The sequence below is a fragment of the Kocuria turfanensis genome, assembly GCF_001580365.1.
Classification (GTDB): domain Bacteria; phylum Actinomycetota; class Actinomycetes; order Actinomycetales; family Micrococcaceae; genus Kocuria; species Kocuria turfanensis.
In genome coordinates this window covers 973,208-993,506 of sequence record NZ_CP014480.1, presented here as the reverse complement: position 1 = coordinate 993,506, position 20,299 = coordinate 973,208, and the positions used below count along the sequence as shown (strand labels likewise).

Annotated in this window: 16 protein-coding genes and 1 tRNA gene; 12 read left to right on the top strand and 5 right to left on the bottom strand. The window is 73.1% G+C overall.

Annotated elements, in window-relative coordinates; all coding sequences use genetic code 11:
- Both AYX06_RS04575 and AYX06_RS04570 read left to right on the top strand, forming a co-directional pair.
- Complete coding sequence (locus AYX06_RS04575; protein WP_062734788.1) at positions 1 to 1,347, top strand: hemolysin family protein; 1,347 nt, start codon at positions 1 to 3, stop codon at positions 1,345 to 1,347.
- Positions 1,344 to 2,426 carry a hemolysin family protein gene (locus AYX06_RS04570; RefSeq protein WP_062734787.1) on the top strand — a complete coding sequence of 361 codons (1,083 nt, stop codon included), beginning with the start codon at positions 1,344 to 1,346 and terminating at the stop codon, positions 2,424 to 2,426. The genes AYX06_RS04575 and AYX06_RS04570 overlap by 4 nt, the downstream gene beginning before the upstream one ends.
- A gap of 72 nt (positions 2,427 to 2,498) precedes the next feature.
- Here the strand turns inward: AYX06_RS04570 and AYX06_RS04565 are convergent, their stop codons facing one another.
- The gene (locus tag AYX06_RS04565) at positions 2,499 to 3,455 is read right to left on the bottom strand and encodes a diacylglycerol kinase family protein (protein WP_062734786.1); all 957 of its coding nucleotides are present in this window, start codon (positions 3,453 to 3,455) and stop codon (positions 2,499 to 2,501) included.
- Entirely contained in the window at positions 3,448 to 3,873 is a 426-nt protein-coding gene (locus tag AYX06_RS04560) for a Fur family transcriptional regulator (protein WP_062734785.1), read from the bottom strand. Before AYX06_RS04560 ends, AYX06_RS04565 begins: the two co-directional genes overlap by 8 nt.
- A 143-nt stretch (positions 3,874 to 4,016) precedes the next feature.
- On the opposite strand from AYX06_RS04560, the gene AYX06_RS04555 reads away from it, so the two are divergent.
- On the top strand, positions 4,017 to 4,679 hold the full coding sequence (locus AYX06_RS04555; protein WP_062734784.1) for an MBL fold metallo-hydrolase: 663 nt from the start codon (positions 4,017 to 4,019) through the stop codon (positions 4,677 to 4,679).
- A gap of 127 nt (positions 4,680 to 4,806) precedes the next feature.
- Positions 4,807 to 5,235 carry an HIT family protein gene (locus tag AYX06_RS04550; RefSeq protein WP_062734783.1) on the top strand — a complete coding sequence of 143 codons (429 nt, stop codon included), beginning with the start codon at positions 4,807 to 4,809 and terminating at the stop codon, positions 5,233 to 5,235.
- A 40-nt stretch (positions 5,236 to 5,275) separates the two neighbouring features.
- Here AYX06_RS04550 and hrpA read toward each other — a convergent pair whose 3' ends face one another.
- Positions 5,276 to 9,364, bottom strand: a complete 4,089-nt coding sequence (gene hrpA / locus AYX06_RS04545; RefSeq protein WP_062734782.1) for an ATP-dependent RNA helicase HrpA — start codon at positions 9,362 to 9,364, stop codon at positions 5,276 to 5,278.
- Positions 9,365 to 9,538: 174 nt separating this feature from the next.
- On the opposite strand from hrpA, the gene AYX06_RS04540 reads away from it, so the two are divergent.
- From AYX06_RS04540 to AYX06_RS04525, 4 genes are all read left to right on the top strand, one after another.
- Positions 9,539 to 10,546, top strand: a complete 1,008-nt coding sequence (locus tag AYX06_RS04540; RefSeq protein WP_062734781.1) for an ABC transporter substrate-binding protein — start codon at positions 9,539 to 9,541, stop codon at positions 10,544 to 10,546.
- Between the two features lie 145 nt (positions 10,547 to 10,691).
- Positions 10,692 to 11,630, top strand: a complete 939-nt coding sequence (locus AYX06_RS04535) for an ABC transporter permease (RefSeq protein WP_062734780.1) — start codon at positions 10,692 to 10,694, stop codon at positions 11,628 to 11,630.
- A gap of 3 nt (positions 11,631 to 11,633) precedes the next feature.
- Positions 11,634 to 12,461: an ABC transporter ATP-binding protein gene (locus AYX06_RS04530; RefSeq protein WP_062734779.1), complete on the top strand. Its 828-nt coding sequence runs from the start codon at positions 11,634 to 11,636 to the stop codon at positions 12,459 to 12,461.
- 105 nt (positions 12,462 to 12,566) lie between these two features.
- Positions 12,567 to 12,959 (top strand): hypothetical protein, encoded by a 393-nt coding sequence (locus tag AYX06_RS04525; protein WP_062734778.1) that lies wholly within the window; start codon positions 12,567 to 12,569, stop codon positions 12,957 to 12,959.
- A 9-nt stretch (positions 12,960 to 12,968) separates the two neighbouring features.
- Here AYX06_RS04525 and AYX06_RS04520 read toward each other — a convergent pair whose 3' ends face one another.
- Together AYX06_RS04520 and AYX06_RS04515 are read right to left on the bottom strand one after the other, a co-directional pair.
- Positions 12,969 to 14,363, bottom strand: a complete 1,395-nt coding sequence (locus tag AYX06_RS04520) for an APC family permease (RefSeq protein WP_062734777.1) — start codon at positions 14,361 to 14,363, stop codon at positions 12,969 to 12,971.
- A 102-nt stretch (positions 14,364 to 14,465) separates the two neighbouring features.
- Positions 14,466 to 14,538 (bottom strand) — tRNA-Arg (locus AYX06_RS04515).
- Between the two features lie 105 nt (positions 14,539 to 14,643).
- Here AYX06_RS04515 and argS point away from each other — a divergent pair.
- The 4 genes from argS (at position 14,644) to thrC (ending at position 20,293) form a co-directional block, all read left to right on the top strand.
- A complete protein-coding gene (argS, locus tag AYX06_RS04510; protein ID WP_062734776.1) occupies positions 14,644 to 16,314 on the top strand; it encodes an arginine--tRNA ligase in 1,671 nt (556 codons plus the stop codon).
- A gap of 5 nt (positions 16,315 to 16,319) precedes the next feature.
- Positions 16,320 to 17,768 (top strand): diaminopimelate decarboxylase, encoded by a 1,449-nt coding sequence (lysA, locus tag AYX06_RS04505; protein WP_062734775.1) that lies wholly within the window; start codon positions 16,320 to 16,322, stop codon positions 17,766 to 17,768.
- Positions 17,769 to 19,091: a homoserine dehydrogenase gene (locus AYX06_RS04500; RefSeq protein ID WP_062734774.1), complete on the top strand. Its 1,323-nt coding sequence runs from the start codon at positions 17,769 to 17,771 to the stop codon at positions 19,089 to 19,091.
- A 92-nt stretch (positions 19,092 to 19,183) separates the two neighbouring features.
- Complete coding sequence (gene thrC / locus AYX06_RS04495) at positions 19,184 to 20,293, top strand: threonine synthase (RefSeq protein ID WP_062734773.1); 1,110 nt, start codon at positions 19,184 to 19,186, stop codon at positions 20,291 to 20,293.
- Positions 20,294 to 20,299: the final 6 nt, after the last annotated feature.

The following is a 20,299-nucleotide window of genomic DNA, read 5'->3' as shown; positions in this document are numbered from 1 at the left end:
ATGGAGTGGTTGCTGCTGGCCTCCGGCCTGCTCCTGATCCTGGGCACGGGCTTCTTCGTGGCCGTGGAGTTCTCCCTCGTGGCCCTGGACCAGACCACGGTCCGCCGCGCGATCGCCGAGGGCGACCGGGCGGCCGAGCCCCTGCTGAAGTGCCTGAAGTCCCTCTCCACGCAGCTCTCCAGCTGCCAGCTGGGCATCACCCTCACCACCCTGCTCACCGGCTACACCCTGGACCTGGCGCTGCAGTCCTTCCTGCGCGAGCCGATCGCCGAGCTGACCGGCCTGTCCGTGACCGCCGCCGGCGGGGCCACCCTGGCCCTGTCCATGCTCATCTCCACGCTGCTGTCGATGCTGCTGGGGGAGCTGGTCCCGAAGAACTGGGCCATCGCGGAGGCCTTCCGGGTGGGGCGGGTCGTCGCCCGCCCGCAGCTGCTGTTCACCGCGGTGTTCAAGCCCTTCGTGCTCACGCTCAACGGCGTCGCCAACCGGGTGCTGCACCTGTTCGGCATGGAGGCCAAGGAGGAGCTCTCCGGGGCGCGCTCGCCCGAGGAGCTGTCCTCGATGGTGCGCCGCTCCGCGAAGATGGGCACGCTCGACGTCGGCACCGCCAACTTCGTGGCCAAGACCCTGACGTTCGCCGAGCGCACCGCCGCGGACGTGATGACGCCGCGGATCCGGGTGCAGATGCTCGACTCCCACGAGTCCGTGGCGGACGTCGTGGCGCTGGCCTCCCGCAGCGGGCACTCCCGCTTCCCCGTCATGGACGACTCCCCGGACGACGTCCGCGGCGTGGTGCACATCAAGAAGGCCGTGGCCGTGCCGTCGGAGCGCCGGGCCGCCCTGGAGTGCGGGGCGATCATGGAGGAGGTCCTGCGCGTGCCCGAGACCGTGCACCTGGACTCGCTGCTCGTGCAGCTGCGCTCCGGCGGGCTGCAGATGGCCGTGGTCGTCGACGAGTGGGGCGGCACCGCCGGCGTCGTCACCCTCGAGGACCTCGTGGAGGAGGTGGTCGGGGAGGTCTCCGACGAGCACGACCGGCTCACCCTCGGGGCCCTGCAGTCGGCCACCGGCGAGTGGTACTTCCCCGGCCTGATGCGCCCCGACGAGGTGTCCGAGCAGATCACCGAGCTCGACATCGAGGACGGCCCTGCCTACGAGACCATGGGCGGGTTCATGATGGACCGGCTCGGGCAGATCCCGCGACCCGGGGACGCGGTGCCCGTCAAGGGCGGGACGCTGGAGGTCGCCCGGATGGACGGCCGGCGCGTGGACCGCATCCGCTTCGTCCCGTCCGCGGACGACCAGCAGGACACCGGAGCGGCCGCGGCCGGGGAGGAGGCACGATGAGCGACTGGGCAGGCCTGGCGTGGCTGGTGGTCCTCCTGGCCGGCAACGCCTTCTTCGTGGGCGGCGAGTTCGCCGTCATGTCCGCGCGGCGCAGCCAGATCGAGCCGCTCGCCGAGGCCGGGAACAAGCGTGCGCGCACCGCGCTGTACGCGATGGAGCGGGTCTCCCTCATGCTGGCCTGCTGCCAGCTGGGCATCACGGTGTGCTCGCTGCTGATCCTCAACATCTCCGAGCCCGCCCTGCACCACATCGTCTCCGGGCCGCTGGAGCACCTGGGCGTGCCCGCCGAGGTGGCCGATGTCAGCGGGTTCCTCACGGCGCTGGTCGTGGTCACCTTCCTGCACGTGGTCTTCGGCGAGATGGTGCCCAAGAACATGTCCGTCTCGGCCGCCGACCGCGCGGTGCTGCTGCTGGCCCCGCCGCTGGTGTTCGTCTCGCGGGTGGTCAAGCCCGTCATCGCGACGCTGAACTGGTCGGCCAACCACGTCCTGAAGCTCATGGGCATCGAGCCGAAGGACGAGGTGTCCTCGACCTTCACCCTCGACGAGCTGCAGTCCATCGTCGCGGAGTCCACGAAGGAGGGCACCGTGGCCGACCAGACCGGCCTGCTCTCCGGGGCCCTGGAGTTCTCCGCCAAGCGCACCGCCGACGTCATGGTGCCGCTGCACGAGCTCGTCACCCTGCCGGAGGACGTGTCCCCGGCGGAGGTCGAGAAGGCGGTGGCCCGCACCGGCTTCTCGCGCTTCGCCCTCACCGAGGACGACGGCGTGCTCAACGGCTATCTGCACATCAAGGACGTGCTCTCCATCCCGGGCAGCCGGTACAACGAGCCCGTGCCGGTGACCCGGGTCCGCTCCCTGGCCAACCTGCGGCCCGAGATCGAGATCGACGACGCCCTCGCGGCGATGCAGCGCACCGGCTCGCACCTGGCCCGGGTGGTCGACGCGGGCGGGCGGACGCTGGGCGTGCTGTTCCTGGAGGACGTCATCGAGGAGCTCGTGGGCGAGATCCGCGACACCACGCAGGACCGCCGCCAGCGCCGCGGGGACCGGGTCGACTTCTCGGAGCCGCCGCGCTGACCCGAGGCGCTGACCCGAGGCGCTGAGCTACCGGGCTGAGCTGCCGGGCTGGGACGCCGGGCGCCGGAGGGCTCAGGCCAGGATCCGCACCGCCGCGGGGAGCACGTCCACCCGCACGGGCAGCGGGCCGAGGCGCTCCCCGTCGGCGTAGGCGGTGACGCCCGGGGCCGCCACGCGCACCGAGCGCACCTGCTCGATGCGCACGCTGGGCAGGGCGACGTGGCGCCCCGAGAACAGCCGCGGGAACAGGACCAGGAACTTCGCCCGGCCCAGGGGCGCCACGGTGAACAGCTCCAGCAGCCCGTCGTCCTCCCGGGCGCCGGGCACGACGGGCAGCCCGCCGCCGATCGAGGAGGTGTTGGCCACGTTCAGGAGCACCCCCGCCCGGTCCTCCGGGCGGCACCGGCCCGCGGCGTCCTCGACCTCCAGCCGGTAGGCGACGGTGCGCAGCCGCACGATCTCCACCAGGACGGCCAGCAGGTACGTGCCGGGCCCGGTCAGGCGCGGCCAGCGGTTGGCCCGCTCGTTCACCACGGCGTCGAAGCCGGCGCACAGGGCGGTCCCGAAGCAGCGGGTGCGCCCGTCCGGGAACCGGACGCGGCCGACGTCGAGCCGGCGCGGGACCGGGTCGTCGAGCCGGCGCAGGATCCGTCCGGCCGCGCCCACCGGGTCCCGCAGGGGGACGGACAGGTGACGGGCCAGGTCGTTGCCGGTGCCGCAGGGCACCACGCCCAGCGGGATCTCGACGCCCTGCTCGGCGAGCTCCACGAGCACCCCCAGGCCGGCCTGGACCATCCCGTCCCCGCCCACGACCACCAGGGCTCGGATGGAGAGCGCGGCGGCGCGGAGCCGGTCGCGGACCATCGTCACCAGGGTGTCGAGGTCCGCGGCGGAGAGCACCACGGCGTCGTCTCCGCCGGTGCGCAGCAGGTCCGCGGCCCGGTGCGCCTCCGCCAGGGCCCGGCCGCGGCCGGCGCGGGGGTTGACGGCGAGGACGAAGGTGCCGCGGGGGAGCGCCGGCTCAGCCATCGGCGCGCCGTGCGCTGCAGGCGGCGCACAGGCCGGTGATCTCGATCGTGTGGTCCACCTCGGTGAAGCCGTGGGCGGCGGCGGTGCGCCCGGCCCACTCCTCGACCGTGGGGGCCTCCAGCTCCACGGCGGCGCCGCAGCGGCGGCAGACCAGGTGGTGGTGGTGGTGCTCGGCGGCGCAGCGGCGGTAGATCGCCTCGCCGTCGCCGCCGCGCAGGACGTCCAGCTCCCCGAGCTCGGACATCGACTGCAGGATCCGGTAGGTCGTGGCCAGGGAGACGGACTCGCCGCGCTCCCGCAGCAGCGCGTGCAGGTCCTGCGTGGAGATGAAGTCCTCCAGGGAGGCCAGGGCCTGGCTGACGGCACGGCGCTGCCGGGTGTTGCGGACCTCACCGCCCCCGCCGGTTCGCACGCTCACGCCTCGTCCTCTCGTCGGTCTGCTCCGCCCGGCGCCCGGTCCGGCCGCCGGCGCCCGGACGCGTCCGGGCGAGCCACCAGCTTAACAAGGCCGGGGCCGGCACGCTCCCCGGGCGGCGCCGGGGCCGGGGCTAGGCTGGGCCCATGGAGCTGATCAAGTACACCCACTCGTGCGTCCGGCTCGAGAACGAGGGCCGGGTCCTGGTCATCGACCCGGGCAACTTCTCCGGGCCGGAGGAGCTGGCCCGGGCCCTCGACGGGACGGACGTGCTGCTCGTGACCCACGTGCACCCGGACCACCTGGACGCCGAGCCCGTGCAGGAGCACCTGCGGGCGCACCCGGAGGTCCAGGTGCACGCCCCGGCGCCCGTGGCCGCCGGGCTGCGGGAGGCGCTCGGGGAGGGGGCCTCCGTGCACGACGCCGCGCCGGAGACCGTGCTGGAGCTGGACGGCTTCACGGTGCGGACCTTCGGCGGTCAGCACGCCCTGATCCACCCGCTGATCCGCACCGTCGACAACGTGGGCTACCTGGTCAACGACACCGTCTACCACCCCGGCGACTCCTTCGTGGTGCCGCACGGGCTGGAGGTCCCGGTGCTGCTCGCCCCGATCCACGCGCCGTGGAACAAGCTCTCCGAGGTCGTCGACTTCGTCGTGGCCGTGCGCCCGCGGCAGGTCTTCCAGATCCACGACGGGCTGCTCTCGGCCAACGGCTTCGGCATCATCGAGAAGCAACTGGCGGCGTTCGCCGCCAAGTACGGCACCGAGTACCGCCACCTGGACACCGGGGAGCGCGTGCGGCTGTAGCCGCCCCGCCCCCGTGCCGACCCCGCCGGGTCGGCACGGGCGGCAGGACCGCGGCCGCCGCGCGGCCGCCACCCCCCACGGACCCGACCGCGGACACCCCGTCCGCCCGAGGAGCGAAGGAGCACCTGTGAGCACCGTCTTCACCAAGATCATCGAGGGGGAGATCCCCGGCCGCTTCGTGTGGCAGGACGAGCGCTGCGTGGCGTTCCTGTCCATCGAACCGCTCGGGCCGGGGCACACCCTGGTGGTCCCGCGCGAGGAGTACGACCACTGGATCGACCTGCCCGAGGACCTGGCCGCCCACCTGATGGTGGTCTCCTGGAGGATCGGCCGGGCCCTCGACGCCGTGTGGCGGCCCGCGCGGGTGGGCCAGATGATCCAGGGCTTCGAGGTGCCGCACACCCACGTGCACGTGTGGCCCGCGAACTCCGTCGAGCAGTTCCAGTTCGCCAACGCGGACCGGCACCCGGACGCGTCCGCGATGGACGAGGCCGCCGCCCGGATCCGGGCCGCCCTGGTCGACGCCGGGCACGGCAGCTCGGTCCCGCAGCCCTGACCGCCCCGGGCCCGACCCGTGGGCGCCGGGCGCGGGCGGATCAGGCCCGGGCGGCCTCCAGGGCGTCCTTGAGGGCCTTGCGGATCCGCTTCTCCGACACCGTCTGGGCGGTGCCCAGCTCCTGGGCGAACAGGGACACCCGCAGCTCCTCGATCAGCCAGGCCACCCGGCGCAGCTCCTCGGGCACCGGCGCCGCGGGCGGCAGGGTGTCCAGGGCGGCGTCGTAGTCGTCCTCGAGCTTCTGCACCGCCAGCATGTGCACCGTGTCCCGCTGCAGGTGCCCCGCGAGCTTCTCCAGCCGCACCTCCATGGCCCGCACGTAGCGGGGCAGGTGCTGGAGCTGGTCGTAGCCGGTGGCGGCCACGAACCCGGGGTGCACCAGGTGCTCCAGCTGGGCCTTGACGTCGTTGAGCGAGTTCACCGCGGCGAGGGAGGGCGCCCGCTTCAGCTGCTTGCGGATCCGCGCGGCCCCGGAGAGCACCTGCTCCACCAGCGCGGTGACCTGGAAGACCGTGTCGATGAGCTCGGCCCGCACGTGCTCGTGCAGGGCGTCGTACTCCGCGCGCGTGAACGGCGGCTCGGGCGGGGTGAGCTTGTCGATCGCCGCGACCGTGCAGTCGGCGATGAGCTCGGTCACGGACCCGTGCGGGTTCTGCGTGAAGACGAGCTTCTCCTTGTTGTTGAGGTGCTCGAGCACGTACCGCTCGGGGGAGGGGATGCGCAGCAGCAGCAGGGTGATCACCCCGCGGCGCTGGGCGGCCCGCTGCTCCGCGGCCGAGGAGAGGATGCGCACCGCCACGGTGGCGTCCCGGCCCGGGGCCCGCCGGCCCGGCGGCCGGGCCGCTCCCGTCCGCGGCCGCTCCGGGACGAGGGCCGGCCAGCCGGTGATCCGCTGTCCCGCCACGGTCGTCTCCACGCTGCGCGGCAGGTCCGGCTCCGGCCACGCGGTCAGGCCCGTGCGCTCGAGGGCCGGCGCCGCCGGGGCGTCCGCCCGGGGCGGGACGGGGGCGGGCCGGCCCGCGCCGCCGCGGGACCCGGACCCCCCGGGCCCGGAGCGGCCGGGACCGGCCGAGGGGACGGCGCCCAGGGACTCGGCCAGGGCCGCCCGGATCTCGTCGTGCAGCTCGGCCTTGAGCTGCTCCAGGTCCTGGCCCTCGCCGAGCACCCGGTTGCGGCGGTCCCGCACCTCGAAGCGCATCCGCAGGTGGGCCGGGACCGCGTCCCAGTTCCAGGACCCGGGGGGCACCACGTGCCCCTTGAGCCGGCGCAGCACGAGCTCCAGGGACGGCTCGAGGGCGTCGACGGCGGGATCGAAGTCCTCCTGCAGCATCCGCACGGCCTGGCGGGCGACGTCCGGGGCGGGCACGAAGTTTCGCCGCACGGCCTTGGGCAGGGACTTGATGAGGGCGGTCACCAGCTCCGTGCGGAGGCCGGGGATCTGCCACTCGAACGGCGCGGGGTCGAGCTGGTTGAGGAACAGCACGGGCACCCTCACGGTCACGCCGTCGGCCTGGTCCGCCCCGGGGGCGAACTCGTAGACGAGGTCCAGCACGAGCTCCCCGTCGGGGGTCCGGCGCACCCACTGCCGCGGGTACAGGGACTCGTCGTAGTCGCGGGCGTCCTCGGCGATCAGGTCCTCGGGGTCGAGGTCGAGCAGGTGCTCGTCCTGGTGCCGGGCCTTCTTCCACCAGGCGTCGAAGTGCCGGGCCGAGACCACCGACGCCGGGATCCGGGCGTCGTAGAACGCGAACAGGGCCTCGTCCTCCACGCGCAGGTCCTTGCGGCGCAGCCGGTTCTCGAGCTCCTCGACCTCCGCCAGGCGCTTGCGGTTGCGCGCCCAGAACCGGTGCCGGGTCTGCCAGTCGCCCTCGACCAGCGCGTGCCGGATGAACAGCTCCCGCGCCAGCTCCGGGTCCACCCGCCAGAAGTTGATCCGGCGCTGGGCCACCACGGGCACGCCGTAGAGGGTGACCTTCTCGTAGGCCATCACGGAGCCCTGGGCGCGGGACCAGTGCGGCTCCGAGACGCTGCGCTTGACCAGGTGCGGGGCCAGCTCCTCGGCCCACAGGGGGTCGATCGCCGCGTTGACGCGGGCCCACAGCCGGGAGGTCTCCACCAGCTCCGCGGACATGATCCAGTCCGGGGACTTCTTGAACAGGTTCGAGCCGGGGAAGACGGCGAACCGGGAGCCGCGCGCGCCCTGGTACTCCCGCTTGCGCTCGTCCTTGAGCCCGATGTGGCTGAGCAGGCCGGCGAGCAGCGAGACGTGGATCTCCCGCTCCTTCCCGGACGGGTCCACCTCCCGGCCCTTGCCGACCCGGATGCCGACCTGCTGGCCCATCTGGCGCAGCTGGGCGTAGAGGTCCTGCCACTCGCGGATCCGCAGGAAGTTCAGGAACTCCCGCTGGCACAGCTTCCGGAACCGGGTCGAGGAGAGCTCCTCCTGCTGCTCCTGGACGTATCGCCACAGCAGCAGCCAGCTGGTGAAGTCGGAGTTCTCGTCGAAGAAGCGCTTGTGCAGCTCGTCGGCCTGCTGCCGCTTCTCCAGGGGACGCTCCCGCGGGTCCTGGACGGTCAGCGCCGCCGCGAGCACCATGACCTCCCGGGCGCAGCCCCGCCGATCCGCCTCCACGATCATCCGGCCCAGCCGGGGGTCCACCGGCAGCTGCGCCAGCTGGCGCCCCACCGCGGTCAGCGGGCCGCCGCCGTCCTCGTCCCGGCGCTCCCGCGGGGCGCCGCCCGAGGTCCCGCCCCGCGGCTCCTTGAGCGCGCCGAGCTCCCGCAGCAGCGCCACGCCGTCCTTGACGGCCCGCGACTCCGGCGGCTCCACGAACGGGAAGCGCTCGATGTCCCCGGGCTCCTTGACGACCCCCACCGAGGTCATCTGCAGGATCACGGACGCGAGGCTGGTGCGCAGGATCTCGGGGTCGGTGAACTCCGGGCGGGAGAGGTAGTCCTCCTCCGCGTAGAGCCGGATGCAGATGCCGTCCGAGACGCGCCCGCAGCGGCCCGCCCGCTGGTTCGCGGAGGCCTGGGAGATGCGCTCGATCGGCAGCCGCTGCACCTTGGTGCGCGCCGAGTACCGGGAGATGCGGGCGGTGCCGGGGTCGATGACGTACTTGATGCCCGGGACGGTCAGGGACGTCTCGGCCACGTTGGTGGCCAGCACGATCCGCCGCCGCCCGGACGGGGCGAACACCCGGTGCTGCTCGGCCATGGACAGCCGGCCGAACAGGGGGAGGACCTCGGCGTCGGACATCCCCCGGATCCGATGGAGCGCGGCCTGCAGCGCCTCCTGGGCGTCGCGGATCTCGCGCTCGCCGGCGAAGAAGATCAGGATGTCCCCGGGCGGCTCGTGCGAGAGCTCCTCGACCGCGTCGCACACCGCGTCGATCGGGTCGCGGTCCTCGTCCTCCAGGCCGTCGCCGGCGTCCTCGGCGTCCGGCCCGCCGTCCCCGGACCGGGGCTCGGACAGCGGGCGCCAGCGGATCTCCACGGGGTAGGTGCGCCCGGAGACCTCGATGACCGGGGCCGGCTCGGGCTCCCCGCCGGCGTCCGGCCCGGCCGCCCCGGAGGGCTCCGGGGCGAAGTGCCGGGCGAAGCGCTCCGGGTCGATCGTGGCCGAGGTGATGATGATCTTCAGGTCGGGGCGCCGGGGCAGGATCCGCCGCAGGTAGCCCAGCAGGAAGTCGATGTTCAGGGAGCGCTCGTGCGCCTCGTCGATGATGATCGTCGAGTACCGGCGCAGCAGCCGGTCGTGCTGGATCTCGGCGAGCAGGATGCCGTCGGTCATCAGCTTGATCCGGGAGTCCGCGCCCACCTCGGAGGTGAAGCGCACCTGGTAGCCGACGGTCCCGCCGATCTTCTCGCCCAGCTCCGAGGCGATCCGCTCGGCCACCGAGCGCGCGGCGATCCGCCGCGGCTGGGTGTGCCCGATCAGCCCCTGCTCGCCCAGGCCGAGCTCGAGGCACATCTTCGGGATCTGCGTGGTCTTGCCGGAGCCGGTCTCGCCGGCGATCACGACCACCTGGTGCTCGGAGATCGCGCGCTTGATGTCCTCCCGGCGCGCGGAGACCGGGAGGTCCTCGGGGTAGACGACGGTGCGGGGGCTGCTGAGCGATGCTGGCATGACCCCCCGATCCTACCGGCGACGGGCCCCGGTCACGGCCCGGACGCGGTGGACGATCCGGGCCCCGTGGATCGCCGGCGAAGCCGTTCTGTCATCATTTGTGAGCTGTCTCTCATTTCTCGACCGAACGGCAGGTAATATTCCTGACATCACCCGTTCCAGAAAGGACACACCATGCAGCGACTGTTCCCGTTGACGGCAGCCCTCGCCTCCTCCGCCCTCCTCCTCACGGCCTGCGGCGGCTCCGACAGCTCGGGCGCCGCCGGCTCCGGGGAGTCGGGCGCGGCCGTCGAGGAAGCCACCGTCGGGATCAGCCAGTTCGTGGAGCACCCCTCCCTCGACGCCGCCCGCGAGGGCTTCCTCGCAGCGCTGGAGGAGGGCGGCTACACGGAGGGGGAGAACCTCACCGTCGACTTCCAGAACGCCTCCGGGGACCAGGGCACCTCCACCAGCATCGCCTCGAACCTCGCCGGCTCCGACGCCGACCTCGTCCTGGCCGTCGCGACGCCCTCCGCCCAGGGCGTGGCCCAGGCCGTCACCGACCGGCCCGTGCTCTTCACCGCCGTGACCGACCCGGTCGAGGCGGGCCTCGTGGAGTCCCTGGAGAACCCCGGGGGCAACGTCACGGGCACCACCGACATGAACCCCGTCGCCGAGCAGATCGCGCTGATCAAGCAGCTCGACCCGGAGGCGAAGTCCGTGGGCATCATCTACAGCTCGGGCGAGACCAACTCGCAGGTCCAGGTGGAGATGGCCAAGGAGGCCGCCGCCGAGGAGGGCCTGGAGGTCGTCGAGAAGGCCGTCACCAACACCTCCGAGGTGGCCCAGGCCGCCGAGTCCTTCGACACGGACGCGATCTACGTGCCCACCGACAACAAGGTGGTCTCCGGCCTGGAGGCGGTCATCTCCGCCGCCGAGGCCAAGCAGATCCCGCTGGTCGCGGGCGAGGGCGACTCCGTGGAGCGCGGCGCCCTCATCACCAAGGGCATCGACTACGAGCAGCTCGGGCGCCAGACCGGGGAGATGGCCGTGCGCATCCTCGCCGAGGGCGCCGACCCGGCCACCATGCCGGTGGAGTCCCAGGAGGAGACCGAACTGGTCATCAACATGCAGGCCGCCGAGCGGATGGGCGTGGAGGTCCCGCAGGAGCTGCAGGACTCCGCCGCGCAGGTCATCGAGTAGGCGCCGGCCGCGCCCGGACCGTGACCCCGGCGCCCGGTGACCCCGGGCGCCGGTCCGCCCGGGCCCACCCCACCACAGCCGGGGTGCCCCCGCCCGATCGGCGGAGTCGCTCCGTGTCCCACCAATCAGAACGGATCCACCAGAAGTGATAGCCGGTATCGAACTCGGACTGCTCTACGCGGTCATGGCGCTGGGCGTCTACCTCACGTTCCGGGTGCTCGACTTCCCCGACCTGACGGTCGACCAGTCCTTCACCACGGGCGCCGCCACCACGGCGATGATCATCCTCGGCGGCGGCAGCCCCTGGCTGGCCACCGCCGCCGGCTTCGTGACCGGCGCGCTCGCCGGGCTGATCACGGGCCTGCTCCACACCAAGGCCCACATCAACGGGCTGCTCGCGGGCATCCTGACCATGACCGCCCTGTACTCCATCAACCTGCGCGTGATGGACGGGCGGGCGAACCTGTCCCTGCTGCGCGAGGACACGATCTTCACCCCCCTCGCCGAGCTGGGCGTGCAGGGGACGTGGATCGGCATCGCCCTGTTCCTGCTGGGCGTGGCCGTGGTGAAGGTGCTGCTCGACTGGTTCCTCTACACCGACGCCGGCCTGGCCATGCAGGCCACCGGCGACAACCCGGAGATGATCCGGTCCTTCGGGGTGAACACGGACCACCAGAAGATGCTGGGCCTGTGCCTGTCCAACGGGCTCGTGGGCCTGGCCGGGTCCCTCGTGGCCCAGTACCAGGGCTTCGCCGACATCGGCATGGGCATCGGCCTGATCGTCGTCGGGCTCGCCTCCGTGATCCTGGGCCAGGGCCTGTTCGGCTCGCGCACCGTGGTCGTCGCCACCCTCGCGGTGATCCTCGGCTCGATCGTCTACCGCCTGGTGATCACCGTCGCCCTGCAGGCCGGGCTGAACCCGTCCGACATGAAGCTGATCTCCGCGGTCCTCGTGGTGCTCGCCCTGGTGGTCCCGCAGATGCAGTTCTTCCGGCGGCGCCGGGAGCGGCACCTGGCGAGCCAGGCGGCGCAGCTCGTCGACGACCTGACCGACACGCCCGCGACCACGAAGGCAGGTGCCTGAGCCGTGCTCACCATCGACAACGTCCACAAGACGTTCTTCGCCGGGACCGTCAACGAGCGCCGCGCCCTCGCCGGCGTCTCGCTGACCCTCCAGGAGGGCGACTTCCTCACCGTCATCGGCTCCAACGGCGCCGGGAAGTCCACGATCCTCAACACGATCTCCGGGACCCTCATCCCGGACACCGGCACCGTGCGCGTCGACGACACCGACGTCACCCGGCTGCCCGAGCACAAGCGCGCCCGGTACCTCTCCCGGGTCTTCCAGGACCCCATGAAGGGCTCCTCGCCGACCATGACGGTGGAGCAGAACATGGCCATCGCCCTCCAGCGGGGGAAGAAGCGCGGACTCGTCCCGGGGCTCACCGGCGCGCGCCGGCAGCTGTTCCGGGACAAGCTCGCCAGCCTCGAGCTCGGGCTGGAGAACCGGCTGGGCGCGAAGGTCGGCCTGCTCTCGGGCGGCCAGCGCCAGGCCCTGTCCCTGCTCATGGCCACGTTCTCCGAGCCGCGCATCCTGCTCCTCGACGAGCACACCGCGGCCCTCGACCCGCAGCGGGCGGACCTCGTGTCCCGGCTCACAGCGGACATCGTGGCCGAGCAGCACCTGACCACGGTGATGGTCACGCACAACATGGAGCAGGCGCTGCGCCTGGGCAACCGGCTGATCATGATGCACGAGGGGCGGGTGCTCTTCGAGCTCGACGCCGCCCAGAAGCAGACCATGACCGTGCCCGGCCTGCTCGAGCAGTTCCGCCGGCTCCAGCCCGGGGCGGAGCAGGGCGCCTTCGACGACGCTACGCTGTTCGAGAGCGTCAAGACCGAGGACGGCCACTGACCGCACGTCCGTGACCGGCACCGGCGGGGCGGACGGGGCGGGCCGGACACGGCCCGCCCCGTCGCCGTTCCCCGCCGGACCCCACCAGCCCAGGAGGCCACGACCGTGCCCGAGCCCACCGAGCAGCAGCGCGCCCGCCGCCGACGCACCGGGGGGTGGATGCTGGCCGTGGGGGTGGTGGCGCTGTTCGTCTCCACGTTCACGGTGCCCGAGGCGATCCACGACCTGGCCCGCGTCTCCGCCGGGCAGGAGACCGGGCTGAGCACGCGCGGGGTGGTGGTCACCGTGGTGGGCGCCGCCACCCTGCTCGGCGGCGGGGCCCTGGCGATTCTCGGGTTCAACTGGCGCCGGTCGGTGGGGGAGGGCCCCCACCCGGAGGACCTGCTGCTCGACGAGCAGTTCGGCGACGCGCCCGTGCGCCCGTACGACCCCGACGAGCTCCGCCGCCGGCCGGGGCGCCCCGATCCCGAGGACGGGCAGCGGGACGACCGGTCCTGACCCCGTGCGTCAGCCGCGGAGCCCGGCCCGGCCGGAGGCGTCCTCCGTGGCCGCCGGGGAGGCCCCGTCCGCGGTGACGTCCGCGCGCCCCGGGGCCCCGGGGCGCCGGCCGGTCAGCCGGGCGACGGCGTAGAGGACGGCCCCGGCGCCGATCAGGATCCCGCCGCGCCACCACACCTCGGCGCTCTGCTGGGACAGCAGGACGAGGCAGGAGAGCACGGCCAGCACGGGCAGCGGCGTCCAGGCGCGGAAGTGCCCGTGGGCCACCCGCTCCCGCCGCAGCACGAGCACGGCGATGTTGGAGCTGAGGAAGACGAACAGCAGCAGCAGCACGAGGGTCTCGGCGAGGACCACGACCCCGCCGGTGGTGGTGAGGACGACGGCCACGGCCGTGGTCGCGGCGATCGCCGCCCACGGGGTGCCGCGCAGCGGCAGGACCCGGGTGAAGACGCCGGGCAGCAGCCCCTGGACTCCCATGCCGTAGGCCAGCCGGCTGGCCATGATCATGGTCAGCAGCGCGCCGTTGGCCACCGCGACGAGCGCGATGAGGCTGAACAGCCAGCCCGGCACGGCGATGCCGGAGGCGGAGACGACGTCGAGCAGCGGGGCGCTCGAGGCCGCGAGCCGCTCCGCCGGCAGCACGACGGACGCCGCCGTGCCGACCAGCACGTACATCACTCCCGCCGCGGCCAGCGCCCCGAACAGCGCCCGGGGATAGGTGCGGGAGGGCTCCCGGAGCTCCTCCACGACGTTGGCGGAGGTCTCGAAGCCCACGAAGGAGTAGTAGGCCAGCAGCGCCCCGCCGAGGACCGCGGGCAGCGGGTCCACGCCCTCCCCGAAGCTCAGCGCCCGGCCGGGATCGCCCTCGCCCCGGCCGAGCAGCAGGGCCGCGGCCACGACGACGATCAGCAGCCCCGTCAGCTCCACCGCGGTCATGGCGACGTTGGCCCGCAGGGACTCCTTGATCCCGCGCGCGTTGAGCAGGGCCACCAGGACCAGGAAGACCGCGGCGCCGGCCGTCGGCGGGACGTCGAGGAAGACCGAGAGGTAGTCCCCGCTGAAGGCCAGGGCCAGGGCGGCGGCGCTGACCACGCCGGCGGCGAGCATGCAGAACCCGACGAGGTAGGACACGAGGGGCACGCCGAAGGCCCGTTCGGCGAACACCGCCGCGCCCCCGGCCCTCGGGTACTTGGTGACCAGCTCGGCGTAGGAGGCCGCGGTCAGCAGCGCCAGCACCAGGGCCAGCACCATGGGCGCCCAGGTGACGCCCCCGACCCGGCCCGCGATGGTGCCCACCAGGGCGTAGACGCCGGCGCCGAGGACGTCGCCGAGGATGAACAGGAACAGGAGCGGTCCCGTGATGTCCCGCTTCAGGGCGGAACCGACAGTGTGCTGTTGAGTCATGGGGGCACTCTATGCGCCTCGCCGGGCGGGGACGTGCGGCGGGAGCACGGGAACGACACAGGGCCCCGGACCGATCGGTCCGGGGCCCTGTGTCGTACGGGGTGCCCGCGGTAGGATTCGAACCTACGGCCTTCTGCTCCGGAGGCAGACGCTCTATCCCCTGAGCTACGCGGGCCTTTCACCGCCTCAGCGATGAACCTCGACGATACTAGCAGGTTTTGCGCGGCTGTCGTTCCCCGCCCGGCACAGGGCCTGCGGAGCGCCCGGTTACACTGGTCCGGTGACTCCAGAACAACTTTCTCTCGCCGTATCCGCATGCCTGCAGGACGCCGTGGCCCAGGGCGATCTCGCCCTCGCCGACGGCGCCGCGCTGCCGGAGGTGCGCATCGAGCGACCGAAGAACCGGGAGCACGGGGACTGGGCGACGAACGTCGCCATGCAGCTGGCCAAGAAGGTCGGCCGGGCTCCCCGCGACGTCGCCGCCGTCGTGCAGGACCGGCTGCAGGGCACCCCCGGCGTGGCCGCCGTGGACGTGGCCGGCCCGGGCTTCCTCAACATCACCCTCGACGCCGCCGCCGCCGGCGGGATCGCCCGCACCGTGGTGGAGCAGGGGGAGGCCTTCGGCAGGGCGGACGCGCTGGCCGGGACGTCCATCAACCTCGAGTTCGTCTCGGCGAACCCCACCGGCCCGGTGCACCTGGGCGGCACGCGCTGGGCCGCCGTCGGCGACTCCCTCGCGCGGGTGCTCGAGGCGCAGGGCGCGCAGGTGGTGCGGGAGTACTACTTCAACGACGCCGGCGCGCAGATCGACCGCTTCGCCCGCTCCCTGCTGGCCCGCGCCCAGGGCGAGCCCGCCCCGGAGGACGGCTACGGCGGGGAGTACGTCACCGAGATCGCCCAGCGGATCGTGGCCGAGAACCCCGGCGTGCTCGACTCCGGGGACCCCCAGGAGGGCTTCCGGGCCGCCGGCGTGGAGCTGATGTTCGCGGAGATCAAGTCCTCGCTGCACGACTTCGGCGTGGACTTCGACGTCTACTTCCACGAGCAGTCGCTGTTCAGCAACGGCGCGGTGGAGGCCCTGCTGGAGCAGCTCAAGACCTCCGGCGCCCTCTACTTCGCGGACGGCGCGTGGTGGCTCCGCTCCACCGCCTACGGCGACGACAAGGACCGGGTGGTCGTCAAGTCCGACGGCCAGGCGGCCTACATCGCCGGGGACATCGCCTACTTCAAGAACAAGCGGGACCGCGGCGCGGACCTGTGCATCTACATGCTGGGCGCCGACCACCACGGCTACGTGGCCCGGCTCAAGGCCGCCGCGGCCGCCCTGGGCGACGCCCCGGAGCGGGTCGAGGTGCTCATCGGCCAGATGGTCAACCTGGTCAAGGACGGGGTGCCGGTGCGGATGTCCAAGCGGAACGGCACGGTGGTGACCATGGAGGACCTCGTCGAGGCCGTCGGCGTGGACGCCGCCCGCTACTCGCTGACCCGGTTCTCCGTGGACTCCAACATCGACATCGACCTGGACCTGCTGACCCGCCGGTCCAACGAGAACCCGGTCTTCTACGTCCAGTACGCCCACGCCCGCACCTGCGCCGTGGGCCGCAACGCCGAGGCCGCCGGGGTGTCCCGCACCGGGGCGGACGGCGAGGCCGTGTTCGACGCCTCCCTGCTCGACCACCCGATGGAGGGAGAGCTGCTCGCGGCCCTGGGCCAGTACCCCTCGGTGCTCGCGCAGGCCGCCGAGTTCCGGGAGCCGCACCGGGTGGCCCGCCACCTGGAGGTCCTCGCCGGGACCTACCACCGCTGGTACGACGTCTGCCGCGTGGCCCCGCAGGGCGACGACGACGTCACCGACCTGCACCGCACCCGGCTGTGGCTCAACGACGCCGCACGCCAGGTCCTGGCCAACGGCCTGGGCCTGCTCGGCGTGTCGGCCCCCGAGAGGATGTGATTCGCATGACCGCCGACCCCACCACCCGCACCGGGGGCTCGCCGCTGGCCCCGCAGTGGCTCAGCGTGCCCGAGGACCTCGACGCGCTCGACCCGGCCATCTGGCCCGAGGCGTTCCGGCGCGACGCCGAGGGAGTGCTGACCGTGGCGGGGATCCCCGCCACGGAGCTCGCCGAGCGCTACGGGACCCCCTCCTACGTCTACTCCGAGGACACCTTCCGGGCCCGCGCCCGGGAGTTCCGCGCCGCCTTCACCGAGGCGTTCGCGCGGATCGGGGCGGAGGTCTCCGTCTACTACGCCGGGAAGTCCTTCCTGACCACCGAGGTGGTGCGATGGATCCGCGAGGAGGGGCTCAACGTCGACACCTCCTCGGGCGGGGAGCTGGCCGTGGCCCTGCGCGGCGGCATGGAGCCGGCCCGGATCGCGCTGCACGGCAACAACAAGTCGGCCGCCGAGATCACCCGCGCCCTCGACAACGGGCTCGGGCGGATCGTGGTGGACTCCCTGGCCGAGATCGAGCTCGTCGCCCACCTGGCGCGCACCCTGGGCGTCGTGGCGCCGGTGATGATCCGGGTGACCCCGGGGGTGCACGCCTCCACGCACGAGTTCATCGCCACCGCCCACGAGGACCAGAAGTTCGGCCTGTCCCTGGCCGCGCCCGAGGACGGCGGGGACAGCCCCGCGATGCAGGCCGTCGCCGCCTGCGTGGTGGACCCCGACCTCGACCTGCGCGGCCTGCACTGCCACATCGGCTCCCAGATCTTCGACGCCGACGGCTTCGGGAAGGCCGCCGAGCGGGTGCTGACCCTCATGGCGCAGGCCGACGAGCGCTTCGGGCTGACCCTGCCGGAGCTCGACCTCGGCGGCGGCTACGGCATCGCCTACACCGAGGCGGACACCCCGCGCCCGGCGCGCGAGATCGCCGAGTCCCTGGCCGACCAGGTGGCCGCCACGGCCCGGTCCCTGCACATGGCCGTCCCGCACCTGTCGATCGAGCCCGGCCGGGCGATCTCCGGTCCCTCCGCGTGCACCCTCTACACCGTGGGCACGCTGAAGACCGTGACCGTCGAGGACGGCGCCCGGCGGCGCTACGTGTCGGTGGACGGCGGGATGAGCGACAACGCCCGTCCGGTGCTCTACGGCGCGGACTACACCGCCGTGCTCGCCAACCGCCGCGCCGAGGGCGCCCCCGTGCTCTCCCGGGTGGTCGGCAAGCACTGCGAGTCCGGGGACGTCGTGGTCCGCGACGTCTACCTGCCCGAGGACCTCGCCCCCGGCGACGTCCTGGCCGTGCCTGCCACGGGCGCCTACTGCTGGGCCCTGGCCAGCAACTACAACTGGATCGCCCGCCCGCCGGTCGTCGCCGTGCGCACCGCCGCGGACGGGCCCGAGGCCCGGCTCATCGTGCGGGGCGAGACCGAAGAAGACCTGTTCGCCCGCGACCTGGGAGCCTGATTGAGCGACTCGACCCCTGCGACCCCCCGCCCGACCACGACCGTGAAGGTCGCCCTGCTCGGGGCAGGAAACGTCGGCGCCGAGGTGGCCCGCATCCTCCTCGACCACAGCACCGAGATGGCCGCCCGCGTGGGCGCCCCCATCGAGCTGGCCGGCATCGCCGTGCGGGACCTCGCCGCGCGGCGGACCGTGGAGCTGCCCGAGGAGCTGTTCACCACCGACGCCGAGGCCCTCATCGACGCCGCGGACGTGGTCATCGAGCTCACCGGGGGCATCGAGCCCGCCCGCAGCCGCATCCTGCGCGCCCTGCACGCGGGCAAGCCGGTGATCTCGGGCAACAAGGCGCTCATCGCCCGGCACGGCCGCCAGCTGCAGGACGCGGCCGACGACGCCGGGGTGCCCCTCTCCTACGAGGCCGCCGTGGCCGGGGCGATCCCGATCGTGCGGCCCATGGCCGACTCCCTGGCGGGGGACCGGGTGGACCGCGTGCTGGGCATCATGAACGGCACCACCAACTACATCCTCGACCAGATGGACACCACCGGCGCGCAGTTCGACGACGCGCTCGCCGAGGCCCAGCGGCTGGGCTACGCCGAGGCGGACCCGACCGCCGACGTCGAGGGCCACGACGCCGCGGCCAAGGCCGCGATCCTGGCGTCCCTGGCCTTCCACTCCACCTTCACCATCGACGACGTCTACTGCCGCGGCATCACCGGCGTCACCGCCGAGGACGTCGCCGCGGCCGCGGAGGCCGGCTACGTCATCAAGCTCCTCGCCGTGTGCGAGCGCTGCGCGGGCGGGGTGAACCTGCGCGTCACCCCCACCATGATCCCGCGCGAGCACCCCCTGGCCGGCGTGCACGGCGCCTACAACGCCGTGTTCGTCGAGGCCGCGAACGCCGGGTCCCTGATGTTCTACGGCGCCGGCGCCGGCGGCGCCCCCACCGCCTCGGCCGTGCTGGGCGACTTCGTCTCGGCGGCCCGCCGCCTGGTGCTCGGGGCCCCGGCCCAGGGCGCGGAGCCGCACGCCCAGCTGCCCGCGGTGCCCATGGACGACGTGCGCACCAGCTTCTCCATCACCCTCACCGTGCAGGACCGGCTCGGCGTCCTGGCGCGGATCGCCCAGGTCTTCGCCGACCACGGCGTGTCCATCTACACGATGCAGCAGAAGGACGACCCGCACGGGACCGCGCAGCGCTCCGAGATCCGCCTGGTGACCCACCGGGGCACGAACAAGGACCTCACGGCCACCGTGGAGGCCCTGCGCGAGCTGCCCTTCGTCGAGGACGTCACCGGCGTGATCCGCGTGGAGCACGCCGACTGATCCCCGGCGGCGTCCGCCCGCACGGCGCCGCCCGCCCCGGGGCACCAGCACCCCACCGCACCGTTCGCAGTCCACAGGAAGAGATCCAGCACATGGCACACGTCTGGCAGGGCGTCATCAACGAGTACCGGGACCGGCTGCCGGTCACCGACTCCACCGAGGTCATCACCATGGGGGAGGGCGGCACGCCGCTCATCCGGGCCCGCGCCCTGTCGGAGCTCACCGGCAACACGGTCTGGCTGAAGTTCGAGGGGATGAACCCGACCGGCTCGTTCAAGGACCGGGGCATGACCATGGCGATCACCAAGGCCAAGGAGGAGGGCGCCGAGGCCGTCGTGTGCGCCTCGACCGGCAACACCTCGGCGTCCGCCGCGGCCTACGCCAAGCAGGCCGGGCTCACCTGCGCGGTGCTCGTGCCCGAGGGGCGGATCGCCATGGGCAAGCTCTCCCAGGCCGTGGCGCACGGGGCGGACATCCTCCAGGTGGACGGCAACTTCGACAACTGCCTGGAGGTCGCCCGCAAGCTCTCCGAGTCCTACCCCGTGTTCCTGGTGAACTCCGTGAACCCCTACCGGATCGAGGGGCAGAAGACCGGCGCGTTCGAGGTGGTCGACACCCTCGGCGACGCCCCGGACTACCACCTGCTGCCGGTGGGCAACGCGGGCAACATCACCGCGTACTGGAAGGGCTACCAGGAGTACGCCCGGCCCTACGACTCCGCGACCGCCGGGGAGCTGCCGGCCGCGTCGACGAAGCTGCCCGTGATGTGGGGCTTCCAGGCCGAGGGCGCCGCCCCGCTGGTGCTCGGCCACCCGGTCACCGAGCCCGAGACCATCGCCACTGCCATCCGGATCGGCAACCCGGCCTCCTGGGACACCGCGATCGCCGCCCGGGACGAGTCCGGCGGGCTCATCGGCTCCGTCTCCGACGACGAGATCCTCGCCGCCCACCGCTGGCTCTCCGCGCAGGAGGGCGTGTTCGTGGAGCCCGGCTCCGCCGCGGGCGTGGCCGGGCTGCTCCAGAAGCACGCCGCCGGCGAGGCGCCCACCGGTGCCACGATCGTGATCACCGTGACCGGCCACGGGCTGAAGGACCCGCAGTGGGCCGTGAAGGCCGCCGAGCTGGAGGACCCCTCGCTGGCCGAGCCGAAGCGGGTGCCCTTCGACGTCGTGGCCGTGGCCGCGGCGCTGGGCCTGGAGTAGGCGCGG